The 16,776-nt window shown below is 49.8% G+C and carries 14 protein-coding genes; 11 read left to right on the forward strand and 3 right to left on the reverse strand.

Annotated features, from left to right (window positions below):
* Positions 1 to 44: 44 nt before the first annotated feature.
* Genes dnaN through LJE94_10005 form a run of 3 tightly spaced genes read left to right on the forward strand, consistent with a single transcriptional unit; the run spans position 45 to position 3,791 of the window.
* Positions 45 to 1,163, forward strand: a complete 1,119-nt coding sequence (dnaN, locus tag LJE94_09995; GenBank protein ID MCG6910439.1) for a DNA polymerase III subunit beta — start codon at positions 45 to 47, stop codon at positions 1,161 to 1,163.
* Positions 1,163 to 3,604: a DNA topoisomerase (ATP-hydrolyzing) subunit B gene (gyrB, locus tag LJE94_10000; GenBank protein MCG6910440.1), complete on the forward strand. Its 2,442-nt coding sequence runs from the start codon at positions 1,163 to 1,165 to the stop codon at positions 3,602 to 3,604. Before dnaN ends, gyrB begins: the two co-directional genes overlap by 1 nt.
* Before the next feature lie 19 nt (positions 3,605 to 3,623).
* On the forward strand, positions 3,624 to 3,791 hold the full coding sequence (locus LJE94_10005; protein MCG6910441.1) for an SDR family oxidoreductase: 168 nt from the start codon (positions 3,624 to 3,626) through the stop codon (positions 3,789 to 3,791).
* On the opposite strand, the gene LJE94_10010 is transcribed toward LJE94_10005, so the two are convergent.
* Positions 3,788 to 5,308 carry a hypothetical protein gene (locus tag LJE94_10010; protein MCG6910442.1) on the reverse strand — a complete coding sequence of 507 codons (1,521 nt, stop codon included), beginning with the start codon at positions 5,306 to 5,308 and terminating at the stop codon, positions 3,788 to 3,790. The genes LJE94_10005 and LJE94_10010 overlap by 4 nt on opposite strands.
* A 175-nt stretch (positions 5,309 to 5,483) precedes the next feature.
* Between LJE94_10010 and LJE94_10015 the strand changes: the two genes are divergently transcribed.
* The gene (locus LJE94_10015; GenBank protein MCG6910443.1) at positions 5,484 to 6,275 is read left to right on the forward strand and encodes a thymidylate synthase; all 792 of its coding nucleotides are present in this window, start codon (positions 5,484 to 5,486) and stop codon (positions 6,273 to 6,275) included.
* 20 nt (positions 6,276 to 6,295) lie between these two features.
* Here LJE94_10015 and asnS read toward each other — a convergent pair whose 3' ends face one another.
* A complete protein-coding gene (gene asnS / locus LJE94_10020) occupies positions 6,296 to 7,681 on the reverse strand; it encodes an asparagine--tRNA ligase (protein MCG6910444.1) in 1,386 nt (461 codons plus the stop codon).
* A gap of 155 nt (positions 7,682 to 7,836) precedes the next feature.
* Positions 7,837 to 9,225 carry a Do family serine endopeptidase gene (locus LJE94_10025; protein MCG6910445.1) on the reverse strand — a complete coding sequence of 463 codons (1,389 nt, stop codon included), beginning with the start codon at positions 9,223 to 9,225 and terminating at the stop codon, positions 7,837 to 7,839.
* Positions 9,226 to 9,293: 68 nt separating this feature from the next.
* Between LJE94_10025 and LJE94_10030 the strand changes: the two genes are divergently transcribed.
* The 7 genes from LJE94_10030 to LJE94_10060 all read left to right on the forward strand — a co-directional run.
* On the forward strand, positions 9,294 to 11,822 hold the full coding sequence (locus LJE94_10030; protein MCG6910446.1) for a TIGR03960 family B12-binding radical SAM protein: 2,529 nt from the start codon (positions 9,294 to 9,296) through the stop codon (positions 11,820 to 11,822).
* The gene (locus tag LJE94_10035; GenBank protein ID MCG6910447.1) at positions 11,815 to 13,356 is read left to right on the forward strand and encodes an Rne/Rng family ribonuclease; all 1,542 of its coding nucleotides are present in this window, start codon (positions 11,815 to 11,817) and stop codon (positions 13,354 to 13,356) included. Before LJE94_10030 ends, LJE94_10035 begins: the two co-directional genes overlap by 8 nt.
* Positions 13,357 to 13,457: 101 nt before the next feature.
* Complete coding sequence (rpmH, locus tag LJE94_10040; GenBank protein MCG6910448.1) at positions 13,458 to 13,592, forward strand: 50S ribosomal protein L34; 135 nt, start codon at positions 13,458 to 13,460, stop codon at positions 13,590 to 13,592.
* A 125-nt stretch (positions 13,593 to 13,717) separates the two neighbouring features.
* Positions 13,718 to 14,077, forward strand: a complete 360-nt coding sequence (gene rnpA, locus LJE94_10045) for a ribonuclease P protein component (protein MCG6910449.1) — start codon at positions 13,718 to 13,720, stop codon at positions 14,075 to 14,077.
* Entirely contained in the window at positions 14,055 to 14,270 is a 216-nt protein-coding gene (gene yidD, locus LJE94_10050) for a membrane protein insertion efficiency factor YidD (GenBank protein ID MCG6910450.1), read from the forward strand. The genes rnpA and yidD overlap by 23 nt, the downstream gene beginning before the upstream one ends.
* A 138-nt stretch (positions 14,271 to 14,408) precedes the next feature.
* Complete coding sequence (gene yidC / locus LJE94_10055) at positions 14,409 to 16,076, forward strand: membrane protein insertase YidC (GenBank protein MCG6910451.1); 1,668 nt, start codon at positions 14,409 to 14,411, stop codon at positions 16,074 to 16,076.
* Between the two features lie 14 nt (positions 16,077 to 16,090).
* Positions 16,091 to 16,776 (forward strand): Jag N-terminal domain-containing protein (locus LJE94_10060; protein ID MCG6910452.1); only part of this gene is annotated, 686 nt, incomplete at its 3' end.

The raw sequence follows: 16,776 nt of genomic DNA on the forward strand, positions 1-16,776 counted from the left end.
GCATATATATATAATTACTTTTATACTTTAAATAAGGAATAGATATGAAATTTACAATACAAAAAGACCAGATACTGGATGTTCTCTCCAAGGTACAGGGGTTGACCAGCCGGAAAAGCAACCTGGCGATAACGGAAAATATTCTGATTAAAGCAACGGACACGGGCATAAATTTGATGGCTACCGATCTTGAAACCGGGATGGAAGGGTATTATCCGGCCAAGATTGAAAAACCCGGCGCCGTCGCCATCAGCGCCAGAAAATTTTTTGAAATCGTCAGGGAGTTTCCTAAGCAAGATATCGCGGTGAATGAAGTTGATAATCGATGGATAGAGATTGGCAACGATACGATTCAATACCACATCGTCGGTATGGATCCGGATGATTTTCCGGACAATCCGAGTATAGAGGATGTCACTTTTTTTGAATTGTCGTCGGCACCTTTCAAAAAAATGATCGAAAAAAGTATCGTTATCAGTGGCGCCGGCGATGATAAAAGGGCCCATATCAACGGCGCGCTTTTTGAAAAGATAGAAGATGGAGATAAAAAGAAAGTAAGAATCGTTTCAACCGACGGAAGCAGGCTTTCGAAGTGCGACTATACCTTCGACCAGGAGATCGATCTTCCGGAAACGGGCAAGATCATCATTCCCAAAAAGGGGTTGAATGAAGTCGCGAAGTTCTTGTCTTCAGAGGGTGTCGTTTCCCTCGGTATCATGAACAATTATTTCATTGTAAAAAAGGAAAACGAAACGATCATCATAAGACTGCTGGAGGGTGAATTTCCGGAATACACCGACATTGTCAAAAAGGATGATGCTTATAACATCATTGTCGATCGGCATCAGATTACCATGCTGTTGAAGAGGATGTCCATTCTATCGTCGGAAAATTACAAAGGGGCTATTTTCAATTTCAATCAAGATCGGCTGCTGGTCAGTGCGACCAATCCGGAAATAGGCGAGTCAAAAGAAGATATGGAAATTGAATTTTCCAGGGAAAGGATCAGTGCCGCCTTCAATCCCAAATATATCATTGAAATACTAAATGCTATCGAAAGCGAAAAAATAATACTGAACATTCATACCGAAGACAAACCATGCATCATAAAAGGGGTAGATGACGACAGTTATCTGAGCGTTATCATGCCGATGAGAATCTGATGAAAAAAGTATACGATGAGAGCAGCATAGACGTACTGGAAGGCCTTGAACCGGTAAGGCTGCGGCCTTCCATGTATATAGGCAACGTGGATGTGGCAGGGCTTCATCACCTTGTTTACGAAGTCGTGGACAACAGTATTGATGAAGCCATGGCCGGGTATTGCAAAAACATACAGGTGACGGTTCATTCAGACAACAGCATCAGCGTCGAGGATGACGGCCGGGGTATACCGGTGGGAATTCACAAGACGGAAAATGTGCCTGCCGTCGAGGTGGTATTGACCAAACTTCACGCAGGTGGAAAATTTGACAATGATTCCTATAAGGTATCAGGAGGCCTTCATGGTGTAGGGGTGTCCGTCGTGAATGCCTTGTCGGCTTTTCTTGAAGTGGAGGTCTACGTCAAGAACAAGGTTTACTATCAAACCTATGAACGCGGCTTAAAAACCTGTGAATTGAATGTTGTCGGCAGCACGAAGAAGCGTGGAACCAAGATTCATTTTATTCCGGACGCGGATATTTTCAACATGGTAGAGTTCAACTACGATATTCTCAGCCGCAGACTGCGGGAACTCGCCTTTTTAAATAAAGGCATCAAAATTTTTCTAAGGGATGAACGCAACGACAATGAGGATCAATTTTTTTACAAAGGAGGCATAACCTCGTTTGTAGAATATGTAAACAAACGCCACACACCGCTGCACAAACCTATTTTCATCGAGGGCGAACGCAACGACGTGCAAATAGAAGTTGCCATTCAGTACAACGACACCTTCAAAGAAAAGATGTTTTCCTTTGCCAATAATATCAACACCGTAGAAGGAGGGTTTCACCTCATCGGCTTCAAAGCCGCCTTGACGCGCACCCTGAACAACTATGCGGTCAATGGAAATTTGCCCAAGAACCTGACCGCGAAAATCAGCGGCGACGATGTTCGGGAGGGACTGGCCGCCATCATCAGCGTGCGAATAATGAGTCCTCAATTTGAGGGCCAGACCAAAACAAAATTAGGCAACAGCGAGGTCAAGGGGCTTGTCGAATCGCTCGTGAATGACAAACTGGGTATGTTTTTAGAGGAAAATCCGTCTGTTGCCAAAAAAATTATCGCCAAGGCGGTTGAAGCCGCGCGAGCCAGAGATGCTGCCAAGAGAGCTAGAGATCTTGCCAGAAGCAAGGGATCCCTGGTGGATTCGACCCTGCCCGGAAAGTTGGCCGAATGCCAGATAACGGACCCCTCGCAACGGGAACTTTTCCTGGTCGAGGGGGATTCCGCGGGCGGTTCGGCAAAACAGGGCAGGGACAGGAAATTTCAGGCGATTCTACCCCTTAAGGGTAAAATATTAAATGTTGAAAAAGCCCGTTTTGACAAGATTCTGCGCAGTGAAGAGATAAAAAACATGATCACGGCATTGGGAACCGGTGTTGGGCGCGAAGAGTATGATATTGAAAAATTGCGTTATCACAAAATCATCATTATGACCGATGCCGATGTGGACGGATCGCATATACGTACGCTCCTTTTGACGTTTTTTTACAGACAACTTCCCGAAATAATAGAAAAAGGTTATCTATATATCGCCCAGCCCCCGCTGTTTAAGGTGGGCAAGGGAAAAAATGAAATTTATTTAAAGGACGAACGGGAATACAACGACTTCATTCTGAAAAGGGTCTGTGATAAGAAGGTTGTTTATCCGGGCAATGACGGTAAAAAACTGACAAATCATAATCTGTTCGTTTTTATAGGAAATTTATCTGAATATTACGCATCGTTATCTGGTATGGAAGTTAGAGGCGTATACCCTGAACTTGCAGAACTGCTGATAAATTGCGGTGTGGAAAACAGCAAGTTTATCCAAAACAGGGATAAAATGGATTTTCTTAAAAAACAAGTTGAAGCCAGTGGATATGTTGTGGAAAGCCTGCAATGGAATGAAGACCACGACGTCCATGAAATGCGGATTATCCCCTCGGATTCGTTGAAGAAAGAGATTCTGATAAAAAACCCGTTTATCAGTGACGTCAAGCCGATTACCATCGGGAGGGGACTCATTTACTCCCGCGATTTTCAGAAAGCGGTGGTTGTCGCTAAAAAAATAGCAAAGAACGACATCTCGCCGTTCACGGTCGAAAAAACGGAAACGGATAAAGACAGGGACAAGGAAAACCTGGTTTTCGATAATAAATTGGATTTATTAAACCATTTGTTAGAAGAGGGAAAAAAGGGCATCAGTGTGCAGCGCTACAAAGGGCTGGGTGAAATGAATCCCGAACAGTTGTGGGAAACCACCATGAATCCGGAAAAGCGCAACATGCTGCAAGTTCGCATCATCGATGCGGTGGATACCGATGAAATTTTTACCGTTCTCATGGGAGATGACGTCGAACCCCGTAGAGAATTTATTCAGAACAACGCGCTGGAGGTCAGTTCGCTGGACATATAGAATAGATGATTCGGCTTTTATGGTAACGGCAAATCTCACCGGGATTTGCCGTATCCTATCGGCCGGCCGGGTGGGCAAAGCGGACGAGGTGACGGCCTGCATCTGCTTTCTGGCATCCCATATGGCCCCGTTTGTGGTGGGCGCAGCCTGGTCCAAAGATGGTGGTTTGACGGCTTTCGGCTATTAGAGAATCTGCAGAAAAGAACTTCGCGTCATTCCGGCACCGACAGAGTCATTCAGGATGATCCTGGCGGATTGAAGCGTCTTCACATTGCGGTTGACAGGAAATCCATTGATGGTATCGGGTTTGAGTGCGCCTCTCGCCAGGTCGTATGGCAACCGTTGCATGCATACAACGGAGCAGTTGCCCCTTTCGTGAACGTTGGTGATCATCTTGTTGGCCAAATAATCCGTGACATCCTTTTTCAAGTCGGGTTGTCCGTTTTCCAGCACCTTTTCAAGGGTTAGGGGCAGCATGGCAAAATTGGCCTGGTGTTCGATCAGCAGGTCGAGTTTTTTCATGGACAGGTTGTTGTTCGAAAGCAGGGTGTGGATGTGGTGCGTGGCACCTCTTGTCGCGTAAAGAAAGACGCCTTTGCCGTTCATGTCTCCAAAAACATCGTTTTCGAGTTCGAGGGCCTGTATATACTCCGCAAAGCATCCGTGGGTTCTGGTGCGGGCATCCACAATCCCTTTTTCCGGTTTCAGGAAAGGAAAGGGTCCGCCACTGTGGATCGTCAGGCGGAAAGTCAAATCCGCGCGCAGGTAGATGGACACGATGGTGCGATGTTTTCCCGCAAGGATGTAGGCTTGAGCCAGGGTTTCGACCATCTGGGGGTCGTCTGCTAACGTATTGATGTCATAAGCAAAAGAATCAACATCGCCGTCGTACAAGTCGAGCAGGCCTTTAAAACCCCTGGCCTGTTTTATCTTTTTCGGAAAAGTGCGCTCGACCAGGCTGTGCTGAAGTCTGGCGGCCGTGGCCGGAACCCTGTGGGGCAGTGAACCCAACTTGTTGTCTAAGATGATTCCGTCTATTTTTTCGCCTTGATTTAAATCGTGTATGATTTCAGCCAGGTGATCGATAAAATCCGGCCTGAGCACTCCCTGGAAAACCCTGGTTTCAATGGTGTTGTCCGGAGGATCCACTTGTGCGGTTGTTTCGAGGGCCGTTGCCAGGGAGTCATCACCAAAAATGATGTTGGAGGTATCCAGAGGTGTAAACGCCTGGCAACGGTGAATGTTTTCAGCCCCGACGACAATGGATATGTCTCCCTTTTTGAGAAAACCGGAGAGGGAGAGCATGAGGAGCAGTTCCACACTGACGTTGTATCCCGGGCAACCGGCATACAGGTCGAAGGGAACCGCTGTTGGGCATTGCTCCCTGATTACGTCGAAGGGATATCTGATCAGCGGTCCGGCGTCGTGTTTGTCGTCACCGACATTGGTGGCTCCGATGACGATCTTGACGCGGGCGGGATCGAATTCCGCTTTATCCATCAGGTCTTTCAGCGAAAGCGTTCCAATCCGCGTATCCTGAGGGGCGACGACGCGGGTCCTGACGCCGACGCGTTCTTGAATGGTTTTGTTGTTGACGGGAATATTGCCTTTGAAAAACATTCCCTTGTTTTCGTACATGGCGTTATCCGTGAGGGTACCGCCGTTCCATGCGCCGTAATCGATGATTTGCAGGGCAGAATTCATTGTCGAACCAATCTCCTGAATCGTGACATGCGATTGTATTTTTTTAGTTGATTATGAATAGTACAAATGGGATTAAGATGAAAAGTGCTTTAAACGGATTTTGAGGAAAGTTTTGTAAAAGAATTGTAAAAACGAGAAATGCTGCGCATTCTTTCATGAAACAAGGAGATTTCTTTTGAAGATTCATATGGTAAAAGCGAGGGATTTACCGGACCTTTGGTTTCAGGCGGTTCACGATATTCTGGACAACGGCAGACGCTTCACCATCGACCGCGGGTCATACGCCGGACAGACGCGGTTGGAGTATGACTATTTTTGCGGACACGTTATCCATCCCTACACCATCCCCCTGATACCCGACATTCCGCCTTCCTGCGGCATCCCCAATCCTGTGGAAGATGCCTATATCTACGGCGGTGATGGCTACGAACGCTCCTATATCGAATATCTGATGACCGGCCACAAGGAGCCGGGTGAGTCCTACACATACGGCGAGCGGTTGACCCGCGCCCCGATAACCGGAAACAAAAAGATGTGGTGGGATGAAAACAACCGGGAGATTATCGACCGGCGGGACACGGATGGCAGGATCGTTTTCGAAGAGGAGGGGGCGCTTTACCTCAATCAGATCGAGTGGATCATCGATACGTACAAGCATTTCGGTTATCGCAACAATCAAATGGTTCTCCAGGTGGCACATCCATCGGACATGACCCTCCTGGACCCCCCCTGTCTGCGTTCCATCGACACCCGCATTCAGGATGGAAAACTTAATTTTATCGTTTACTTCAGGTCGTGGGACCTCTGGGGCGGCCTGCCGGCAAACCTGGCAGGCATTCAGAATTTAAAAAGTTACATGGCTGCCGAGATCGGGGTCGAGGACGGCGAGATGATCGTTGAAAGCAAGGGCCTGCATCTTTACGGGTATGCCGAGGACCTCGCCAAGTTGCGTTGTCTGCGCACATAAAAAATGCGGCGCATTTGTTGTTAAAATTCGATGCTGTTGGGGGTACGGGGAAAAGGGATGACGTCCCGTATGTTAGACACGCCGGTGAGCAGCATGAGCAGGCGCTCGAACCCCAGGCCGAAGCCGCTGTGGGGCACGCTGCCGAAGCGGCGTGAGTCCAGGTACCACCAGTAGCTTTCCCTGGAAAGGCCCGTTTCATCGATTCTGCGCTCCAATACCTGCAGGCGTTCCTCCCGCTGAGAGCCGCCGATGATTTCACCGATCTTGGGCACCAGGACATCCATGGCGCCCACGGTTTGATCGTCGTCGTTGAGGCGCATGTAGAACGCTTTGATCTCTTTGGGGTAATCGTAGACGATGACCGGTTTTTTGAAGTGCTCTTCGGTCAGATAGCGTTCGTGTTCAGACTGCAGGTCCCTGCCGACATCGACGTCGAATTCAAAGTTCTTTTTTGATTTTTTCAGGATGTCGACAGCTTCCATGTACGGTAACCTGACAAAGGGCTTGGAGACGATCGTTTGGAGGGTTTCCAAAAGCGTCTTATCCACGAAGCGGCCGAACAGTTCGATGTCTTCCCTGCAGTTATCTAGGGCATAACGGCAAAGGTGCCGGATCATTTCCTCACCCAGGTCCATACACCCGTTCAGGTCGCAAAAGGCCATTTCCGGTTCCACCATCCAGAATTCGGCTACATGGCGGCTGGTGTTGGAGTTTTCGGCGCGGAAGGTGGGGCCGAAGGTGTACACGTCACCCAGGGAGAGGGCGAACATTTCAGCGGAGAGCTGTCCGGAAACGGTTAGGCCGGCCTCTTTACCGAAAAAGTCGCGCAGGTAATCCGGTTTGCCTTCCTTCAGCGGCAGGCTCTCGAGGGGCAGGGTGGTAACGCGGAACAGCTCACCAGCCCCTTCGCAGTCGGAAGCCGTGATGATGGGCGTGTGAATATAACGGAAGCCCTTGGTTTTAAAAAAATGGTGAATGGCATAGGATAGCTCGGAGCGAATACGGAATATGGCCCCATATTTGTTCGTTCGAGGACGCAAGTGGGCGATGGTTCTTAAAAATTCGTCGCTGTGTCTTTTTTTCTGCAGGGGAAAGTCTTCCGGGGCCAGGTGCACGATGTCGAGCTTTTGGGCGACAAGTTCCCAGCGCTGCCCTTTTCCCTTGGAAGCGACCAATGTTCCTTCAATGGCAACAGCGGATCCGGTGGTGATTTTTTTTACGTCAGCGTAGTTGGGCAGCGTATCGTCGGCGATCACCTGTATGTTTTTAAGGCAGGACCCGTCGTTGACCTCGATAAAAGAGAAGGTCTTGGTGTCCCTGCGCGTCCGCACCCATCCCTTGATCAGTACGTCGTCCCTGGGTTCCGATAAATTTAATACCGTATGGATTTTGCTTCGTTTTGCCATGGCCCCCTCATTAGCGTTCGATCGATGGCATCGCCTATGAATAATACCGCTGCAACCGTGAAAAACTCGGCTCTATTTTATTATCATATTAAAAACGCTAACTTCTTCGGCATTAAAATTAGTAATTGCGTAAGCTAAGTTTAATGCCGAAGAAGTTAGAGTTTGACGCTGATATAATATCCCTGCCCTCCACGCTGGATAAGCAGGACCACCGTTTTCTTCTGCCGGCTTTTGACCATGGCCTTTTTGAAATCGTCGAGGGTTTCGATGACGATATCGTCCATTTGCCGGATGACGTCGCCCGGTTCGACCCCTATTTTGGCAAGATAAGCCCCGGGCATGACGTTCGCTACCATTACCCCTTTCTTCGCCGTTATTCTGAAGGAATCGCGGTTTTTGGACGAAAGAGGCTCCACCTTGATACCCAGCAGGCTGTTGGCCAGGTCCAGGGCGCGGTCTTCGGGAAAAACTTCCGTTTCGAGTGCGACGGTCATCTTTTTTCCCCTGCGCAAAACGGTGATGTGTATGGTCGACCCCACCGGGTAATCCCTCAGCACCTGGTGGTAGTCAACGATCGAAGCGACAGGTCTTTTTTCTATGGACAGCAGGATGTCCCCCGGTTTTATGCCGTGGCGTGCGGCCGGGCTGCCCGTTTCCACGGTTTTGACGAGCAATCCTTTCTCCCCGGGCACCTTCATGTACAGGCTGAGATCCTCGTCGAGGTTTTGCACAAGCAGACCTGTCCATGAGAGCACGACCTCACCATATTGAATCAGGTCGGCGATGATTCGCCGGGCTTTGTTGATGGGAATGGCGAAGCCGATGCCCTGAGCCTTGGCGTATATGGCGGTATTGATGCCGATGAGATCCCCGTTTATATTGAGCAACGGTCCCCCGCTGTTGCCCGGATTGATGGAGGCGTCGGTTTGGATGAAGTCGCGATAAATGGTATCGTCGGTCCTGATGCTGCGGTTGAGGGCGCTGATGACGCCGGTAGTCACCGTGTGGGAAAATCCGAAGGGGTTTCCAATGGCAATAACCGTCTCACCGATCATGAGGTCGTCTGACCGCCCCATCTCGATGGATGGAAGTTCCTGCCCGGATTCGATGCGCAATACCGCTAGATCGGAGTCCGGGTCGGCGCCCACCAACTGAGCGGTAAAGGTGCGCTCGTCCTGAAGGGTTACGGTAATTGCTTCCGCTTTTGCGATAACGTGCGCATTGGTGAGAATAAACCCTCTTGCCCCGTCGATAATGACCCCGGACCCCAGACTGGTCCTTTTCTCGTTTTGCCTGAACCTGGGGTCAAAAAAATCCCTGAAAAACGAATCGAAAAACGGGTCCATTCCAAAACCGGAAAAGGGGCTGCGCCGTGAATGAATTTCATACTCGGAGCTGACATTGACGACGGCGGTGCTTACCTTTCGGACCGCCTCTACGACCGCATCCCTGCGGTTGTATGCTGCAAAAGCAGGAACGGGTAAAAGAAGGGTAATCAGGATAGCCGCTATAATTGGGTTGAATCGCTCGAAGGGTTTTGTCATAATCAAAACTTTGGTTCAAAATCCTTTTTTGATAACATCGTGGCAAACGCTTTTGGATTAGATATAACATGACACCCACAAGCATTCAAGATTTCTTAGCCTTGGTGGAACGGCCGAGTCGATATCTGGGAACGGAAATTAACGCTGTAAAAAAAGACCCGTCCGGGATCGGAATGAAATTTGCCCTGGCTTTTCCCGACCTTTACGAGATCGGCACCTCTCATTTCGGCATTCAGATCCTGTACCAGATCCTTAACAAACACCCGCGTATCGCCGCGGAACGGGTCTTCGCTCCGGCCGAAGATATGGAAACGCTGCTGCGCAAAAACGCGGTTCCCCTTATGAGCCTCGAATCCCGCACCCCATTGAAAGATTTCAATATATTGGGTTTCAGTCTTTTATACGAACTCAACTACACCAACATCCTGACGATGTTGGATCTTTCCGGCATTCCTTTTCTATCTAAGGAGCGGGACGATTCGTTTCCCCTGGTGATCGGCGGAGGTCCCTGTACCTGCAATCCCGAGCCGTTGGCTGACTTTTTCGACGCCTTTGTCGTCGGCGATGGCGAAGAGGTGGTTCTCGAAATGGCGGAAACCTGGTTTAACCTCAGGCGGAACGGTGATGACGACAAAGCATCCGTCTTGAAGGCATGGTCGACGATAACCGGTGTGTACATACCCGCCAGGTTTCCCGTAACCTACGATCGGGGCGGGTTTCAGTTGCCGGTCGGTGACCCTGGCACGGGTGGAAACCGTCCTGGAATTGTCGAGCGGGCGGTGCTGGCAGATCTGGACAAAGCCGCCTTTCCGTTGGCGCCGATCCTCCCTTTTGGAAAGCCCGTGCATGACAGGCTGCGGCTCGAGGTTTCAAGGGGATGCACCCGGGGGTGCCGATTTTGCCAGGCCGGTATGATCTACAGGCCCGTGAGGGAAAGATCGGAAGACACCCTCATGGCGGTTTCCCGCGCCTCATTGGAAAAGACAGGGTACGAAGACCTTTCCCTGCTCTCCCTGAGTACCGGGGACTACAGCTGTATCGGTTCTCTTATGACCGCGTTGATGGGGAATTTTGAATCTACCCACACGGCGGTTTCCCTTCCCTCATTGAGGGCCGGCACCCTGACGCCGGAGCTGATGAGACAGATTAAAAAGGTGCGCAAAACCGGTTTCACCATTGCACCGGAAGCCGGCAGCCAGCGGCTCAGGAATGTGATCAACAAAAACATAAGCCGCGAGGAGATATTCGAGACGGTGAGGAATGCGTTCGGCCTGGGGTGGCAGGTGATCAAACTGTATTTCATGATCGGCCTGCCGACTGAGACCTGGGAGGACCTGCAGGAGATGGTCGATCTGGTGGATGCATTGAGAAAAATCAGGGGCGCCCATGGGCACCGGGGTAAGATCAATGTCAGTGTTACCACCTTCATTCCCAAGCCGCACACACCGTTTCAGTGGTTTTCTCAGATTTCCCTGGAGGAATCTATCAGCAAAATCAAATGGTTGAGGACACAACTGAAGAAGCCCGGCGTTCATTTCAAATGGCAAAGTCCGGAGGTAAGCTTTCTGGAGGGGGTGTGGGCACGTGGTGACCGGCGGCTTTCGAGGCTGCTTGTAACCGCCTACGCCAAAGGGTGCCGCTTTGACGGGTGGAGCGATCGCTTCGACTTCAGGGTATGGCAGGAAGCGTTTGCCGAGGCAGGTGTAGACGTGCCCTTTTTCACCACGCGAAAAAGAGATGTGGACGAGCCGTTGCCCTGGGATCACATCGGTATGAAGGTGTCGAAAACCTTTCTGGCAAAAGAGTGGCAGTCCGCGCTCGATGAACGGAAAACCGACGATTGCAGATGGCATCCGTGCAACGAGTGCGGCGTATGCGACTTTACGACGATCAAACCCGAGCTGTTCAGGGTGTGCAACATGTCATCTTCGCCATCGTCCCAACCCGTTGGCAAAGATCCTGGATTCTACAAGGCGTTTGCCGTTACCTATGCCAAAACCGGCCAGGCAAAGTATTTCGGGCACCTGGAACTTGTCAATATCATTGTAAGGGCTCTGCGGCGTGCCGGGGTTTCCCTGAAATATTCCCAGGGGTTTCACCCCATGCCAAAAATTTCTTTCGACGATCCGCTGCCGGTCGGAATGGAAAGTGTTGAAGAGCGGTTTTATATAACGGTGACCGCGCAGATCGACGCTGGCGATCTTTTATCGCGCCTGAACCGGGAGCTCCCGGAGGGAATTGAAATCAAGAGATGCCTTCCGGTGAAAGGAAGGCGGAAGCGATCTAGCACCGTCGAGGAGGCATATTTTATCGGTTTGAAAGAGGGGCGGTTTGACCCGGAACGCCTGAACCGTTTTTTAAAGCTTCCGGAGTATGGGTACGTGCGCACGAACCGCAAAGGCAGGCGCCGTGATATCGACTTGAAAAAAGTGGTGGTGCATATGGAATTGAAAAACCCGCAGTCCATGTATCTCAACCTTCTGAAGGAGAGCGGGCGGGCGCTGCGGCCGCAGGAGATTCTCCGTGAAATTTTTGACTTGTCAGGGGATGAACTTAAAACGGCCACCATCATCAAAGGGCTGAATAAAGATGTATAAACAAATTGTTATCAATGTAACCGACCATGAAACGCGCGTGGCGCTTTTGGAAGACGGGACGATTGTAGAACTTTTCATCGAAAGAAAAGACGGGACCGACAGCGCCGGCAACATTTACAAGGGAAGGGTGCAGCGGGTGCTTCCCGGCATGCAGGCGGCTTTTGTCGACATCGGGTTGAATCAGGCGGCTTTTATATACGTCGACGACGTGATCGGGGCGCGCATTGAAGACGTCGAGCGGTATTTCAACGAAAAAAGCCGCATGGAAGCGGAAGATATCGATGAAAGCGACTTCGAAACGACCAAGGATCTCTTTTTACCAAGGCAAAATATTGAGGGGCTCATTACCGAAGGCCAGGAAATGCTGGTACAGGTCGCCAAATCCCCCATCGGTACCAAGGGCGCCCGCATTACCTCGCACGTTTCCCTTCCGGGGCGTTTTCTGGTGCTGATGCCGACATCCAATCACATCGGTATATCCCGCCGCATTGAAGATCCAGCTGAAAGGGATCGCCTGAAAGAGATTGTGGCCTCATTGAGAATCGAGCAACTGGGCTACATCGTGAGGACGGCTGCCGAAGGGGTGAAGCAGGAAAAGATCGCTTATGAAATGGGTTTTCTGAAAAAACTTTGGGAGGGAATCAAAAACAAAAACAACAGCATGTCCGCGCCATCCCTGCTCCATAAAGAATTATCGGTCAGCCTGCGGGCTGTGCGCGACCTTCTCATACAGGATGCTGAAAAACTGATCATCGATTCACGCAGCGGTTACGAAACGATTCTTTCTTTTTTGGACACGTTCATGCCCAGTTTAAAAGACTCTGTCGAACTGTATGAAGGCCGGGAACCCATTTTTGACTCCTATAATCTGGAAGGGGACATATCCAGGGCTCTGAAACGAAAAGTGTGGTTGAAATCAGGCGGATACATTGTCATTGAACACACGGAGGCCCTGGTGGCCATCGACGTCAATACCGGCCGGTATGTGGGCAAACACAACTTGGAGGAAACCATAACCAAAACAAATCTCGAGGCCGTCAAAGAAATTGCCTACCAGATACGGCTGCGGGACATCGGCGGCATCATCATCATCGATTTTATCGACATGGAAAAAAAGTCCAATCAAGAGAAGGTATTCAATGCGCTTCAGGAGGCCTTCAAAAAAGATCGCAGCAAAACCAATGTGCTGCCCATGTCGGAGATGGGATTGATACAGATGACGCGCAAACGCATACGCAAACCACTGACGCGTCTGCTTTGTGAGCCCTGTGTTTATTGTGAGGGTGAGGGATACTTAATATCTAAAAAATCAATTTGTTATAATCTTTATCGTGATGTAATCCGCGATTCCAGAGACGTGCTGGGCAATCGCTTGACCCTGAGGGTCAATCCCGAAATTGCCGAGCTGCTTTACGGAGAGGAGAACCACCTGATCCTCGCCCTGGAGCGGAAGATTGAAAAGCGGGTGATTGTGTATCCCAACCCAACGTTCTACATGGAGCAGTTCGATATCATGGAGATGATGAACGCATAGCTGAAAAAGTGTTGTTGACAGTCAATAATTGTTATGATTGTATAGATTGATTATACTTTTGAATTGTTAATCGATATTAAATACCATAAGGACCGTACAAGATGAAAAGAACATATCAGCCAAGCAAAATTAAACGTGCCCGGCGGCATGGGTTTTTGAAAAGAATGTCTACGAAGCAGGGCAGGAAAATTATTAACAGGAGAAGGCAGAGGGGAAGGAAACGGTTGACGGTATAAATCCGCCTGCCCAGAATATGCCCAAACCGCATTGGCGGAAAGGAAAGCTGAACGGCTTCTAATAGAGTGTCTACAGGAAAAAGAAGGGCCTGTTGGTACAGTGCGTGAGCCTGTTGAAAAAGCGAATGTATACCGGCGCGGACCGGATCAGGAAACGCCCTGAGTTCATCCACATCTCCAAAACCGGGCGACGGGTGCAGAACTCGTTTTTCATCGTTTTGTATATAGCCGGAGTTGCACAACAGTCACGACTGGGCGTAACGGTAACCAAACGGGTCGGGAACGCGGTCACCAGGAATCGGATCAAACGGCTGCTTCGCGAATATTTCCGGTCGAACCGGGAAAAACTGGGCGCCATTCTAGATATGAACATCATCGCGAAAGAAGAGGCAGCCGGGCTTACATCGGCGGAAACATTTTCATCGCTGGAAAGTCTGTTTAGGAAGATTGAGAGATATTGTGATTGTCAAAAAAACGTTTCTTAAGCTGATAAAAGGCTATCAATATTTCATATCTCCAATGCTGATGCCGGCATGCCGGTTTTATCCGAGCTGTTCCGAATACGCGCATGAGGCCATCGAACGCCACGGGGTAGCAAAGGGCCTTTTGCTTGCCGCCAAAAGAATTTTACGGTGTCATCCCTTCAATCCCGGTGGGGTCGATCCCGTTCCCCGTTGACACAACCAGGGGGGCCGCTACCAGGCTGAGACGGCTGTTCTTGCAACCGACCAAGCCCCCGCATTTCTTTCCCCGCGCAACATTCTGCACGAAGCCAAGGGTTGTCTCTAAATACAGCAAAACCTCCAGGAGCAAAAGATGGAACAAGGCCGTTTATTGATCGCGATAGCGCTTTCGGTTGTCGTGTTTTTCGTATGGAACTTCTTTTTTGTTGAAAAACCCGTCCCCGAAAAAAAACAGTCCGATGAGATCGTCGAATCAAAAGCAGAAGAACCCACCGCGAAAGCGGCGACACCCGCAGCGGAGCCACCGAAAACCCCAAACACGTTCGTAGCGAGCGAAAGCCCCAGTTCGAAGCCTGCGATGGATGCTCGTACCATAACGGTCACAACCCCACTGTACCGCGTTCGCATATCCGAGGCGGGTGCCGTTTTTAAAAGTTTCGAACTCGAAAAATACAAGGAAACGGCAGAAAAAAACTCCGTGCTCAAAAACTTGATCGACCCGCAAAGCGACACCAAGGACTTGAAGATGTCCTTTGCCGGGAACGGTATCAGCGGGTTTGAAACGGCCGTTTTCAATCTTGATGAAAAAATCGACGCCATCGAGGTGACGAACGAAAGTCGATCCTTGACCTTCAGCTGGCAGTCGGAAAACGGAGTCGTGATCGAGAAACGATTTTCCTTTCATCCGGAATCCTATTTGATCGATCTGTCGCTCGTGATTAAAAACGGTTCCGGAAGCGCCTTCAGTGACAGTGCCGTCGTTGAACTTCAGCATAAATTTGCTAATAAAAGAACGGGTTACGCCTTTGAAGGACCTAGTTTGCTGCTTGACGGAAAACTGGAAGAAATTAAACCCAAGAAGATTGAAGACAAGAACAGGTTTGACGGCACCGTCGGATGGCTTGCCATCGAAGACCGCTATTTCATGCGGAGTCTGATCCCGATGGGATCCCAGGAGGGAACCGTCCAGTTGTCCCAGGAGGGGGACGGAATCGTCGTCAGCCGGTTTCAAGTGCCCGAGCGAATGTTTCAAGCCGGGGAAACGGCCCATTACGACTACAAGGTGTTTTTTGGCCCCCAAAACATGAAGTTGTTGAACAGCCTCGGTTTTGATCTGGGCAAGGCCGTCCAGTTCGGCATATTCACCTTTATTGCCAAACCGCTTCTCTGGTTTATGAATTTTATCTACAGCGTGATTCCAAACTATGGCGTAGCCATCATTATATTGACCATTGTTACCAAAATCATTCTGTGGCCGCTGGGTAACAAGAGCTATAAGTCAATGAATGAAATGAAGAAAATTCAACCACTTATGGCTGATTTGCGTGAAAAGTACAAAAACGACAAGAAACAGATGAACCAGGAACTCATGGCGCTCTACCGCACGTATAAGATCAACCCCATGGGCGGGTGCCTGCCAATGGTTTTGCAAATACCTGTTTTTTTTGCACTGTACCGCATGCTGTACCAGGCCATAGAGTTGAGGCACTCACCCTTTCTCTTGTGGATCAACGATTTGTCTGCGCCCGACCGGCTGTTTCGATTCGACTTTACGGTTCCCTTTATGCAGCCGCCATACGGCATACCCGTACTGACGCTCGTGATGGGGGCGACCATGTTTCTGCAGCAAAAGATGACCCCCTCGCCTGGTGACCCCGCCCAAGCCAAGATGATGATGTTTATGCCGATTGTTTTTACGTTTATTTTCATAAACTTCTCTTCTGGCCTGGTGCTTTACTGGCTTGTCAACAATGTGCTGTCTATTGCGCAACAATATTATATTCAGAAAAAATACGCCTAATCAGGGAGGAATTGATGTCGCCGATAGTCGAATTTGAAGGCAAGACGGTCGAAATGGCCGTACAGAGAGCCTGTGAAAGTCTTAACATACCGGAAAAAAAGCTCAAACACGATATCATATCCCATGGATCCAGCGGTATTTTCGGTTTGGTTGGCGCCAAAAAGGCGAAAATTCGAGTGACGGTTCCCGAGAAGGAGAAAGCCGGTAAAAAGAAACGCCCGGAGGAAAAGAAACGTGTCGATGATGCGGGCGTCCGCGAACGGGTCGCAGAAACCTTTGATGATCAGGAACAAGAGAATGTGACGGAGGAACTCGTCCAAATCGGCAAGGATGCTCTGCGGACGATGATCGACCAAATAACGAGCGACGCCGTAATCGATGTGGATAGCAATGGGGAGCGGATATTTTACAACGTGACCGGCGGCAATACGGCGATTTTAATTGGAAAACGGGGCCAGACCCTGGAAGCCATGCAATACCTGGTTGAAAAGATTGTCAACAAACAGGGCGGCAAAAGGGTCCGCATCGAAGTCGATGTAGAGGGATACCTCGAAAACAAGCGCCAGAAACTGGAAGCATTGGCCTTAAAGTTAAGTGAAAAGGTAAAGCGAACCAATAAACCGGCCACCGTCGGACAGTTGAACGCATACGACCGGAGAATTGTTCACCTGGCATTGAAGGCGGACGGCGAAATCAGAAC

This window comes from Deltaproteobacteria bacterium, assembly GCA_022340465.1.
In the GTDB taxonomy this organism is placed as follows: Bacteria; Desulfobacterota; Desulfobacteria; order Desulfobacterales; family B30-G6; genus JAJDNW01.

Coding starts and splice junctions, on each gene's coding strand:
- LJE94_10010 (MCG6910442.1), bottom strand. CDS start 5,308: ATGAATTCTGCCCTGCAAATCATCGATTACGGCGCATGGAACGGCGGT.
- LJE94_10035 (MCG6910447.1), top strand. CDS start 11,815: ATGTATAAACAAATTGTTATCAATGTAACCGACCATGAAACGCGCGTG.
- LJE94_10025 (MCG6910445.1), bottom strand. CDS start 9,225: ATGACAAAACCCTTCGAGCGATTCAACCCAATTATAGCGGCTATCCTG.
- rnpA (MCG6910449.1), top strand. CDS start 13,718: ATGTATACCGGCGCGGACCGGATCAGGAAACGCCCTGAGTTCATCCAC.
- gyrB (MCG6910440.1), top strand. CDS start 1,163: ATGAAAAAAGTATACGATGAGAGCAGCATAGACGTACTGGAAGGCCTT.
- rpmH (MCG6910448.1), top strand. CDS start 13,458: ATGAAAAGAACATATCAGCCAAGCAAAATTAAACGTGCCCGGCGGCAT.
- dnaN (MCG6910439.1), top strand. CDS start 45: ATGAAATTTACAATACAAAAAGACCAGATACTGGATGTTCTCTCCAAG.
- yidC (MCG6910451.1), top strand. CDS start 14,409: ATGGAACAAGGCCGTTTATTGATCGCGATAGCGCTTTCGGTTGTCGTG.
- LJE94_10030 (MCG6910446.1), top strand. CDS start 9,294: ATGACACCCACAAGCATTCAAGATTTCTTAGCCTTGGTGGAACGGCCG.
- LJE94_10005 (MCG6910441.1), top strand. CDS start 3,624: ATGGTAACGGCAAATCTCACCGGGATTTGCCGTATCCTATCGGCCGGC.
- asnS (MCG6910444.1), bottom strand. CDS start 7,681: ATGGCAAAACGAAGCAAAATCCATACGGTATTAAATTTATCGGAACCC.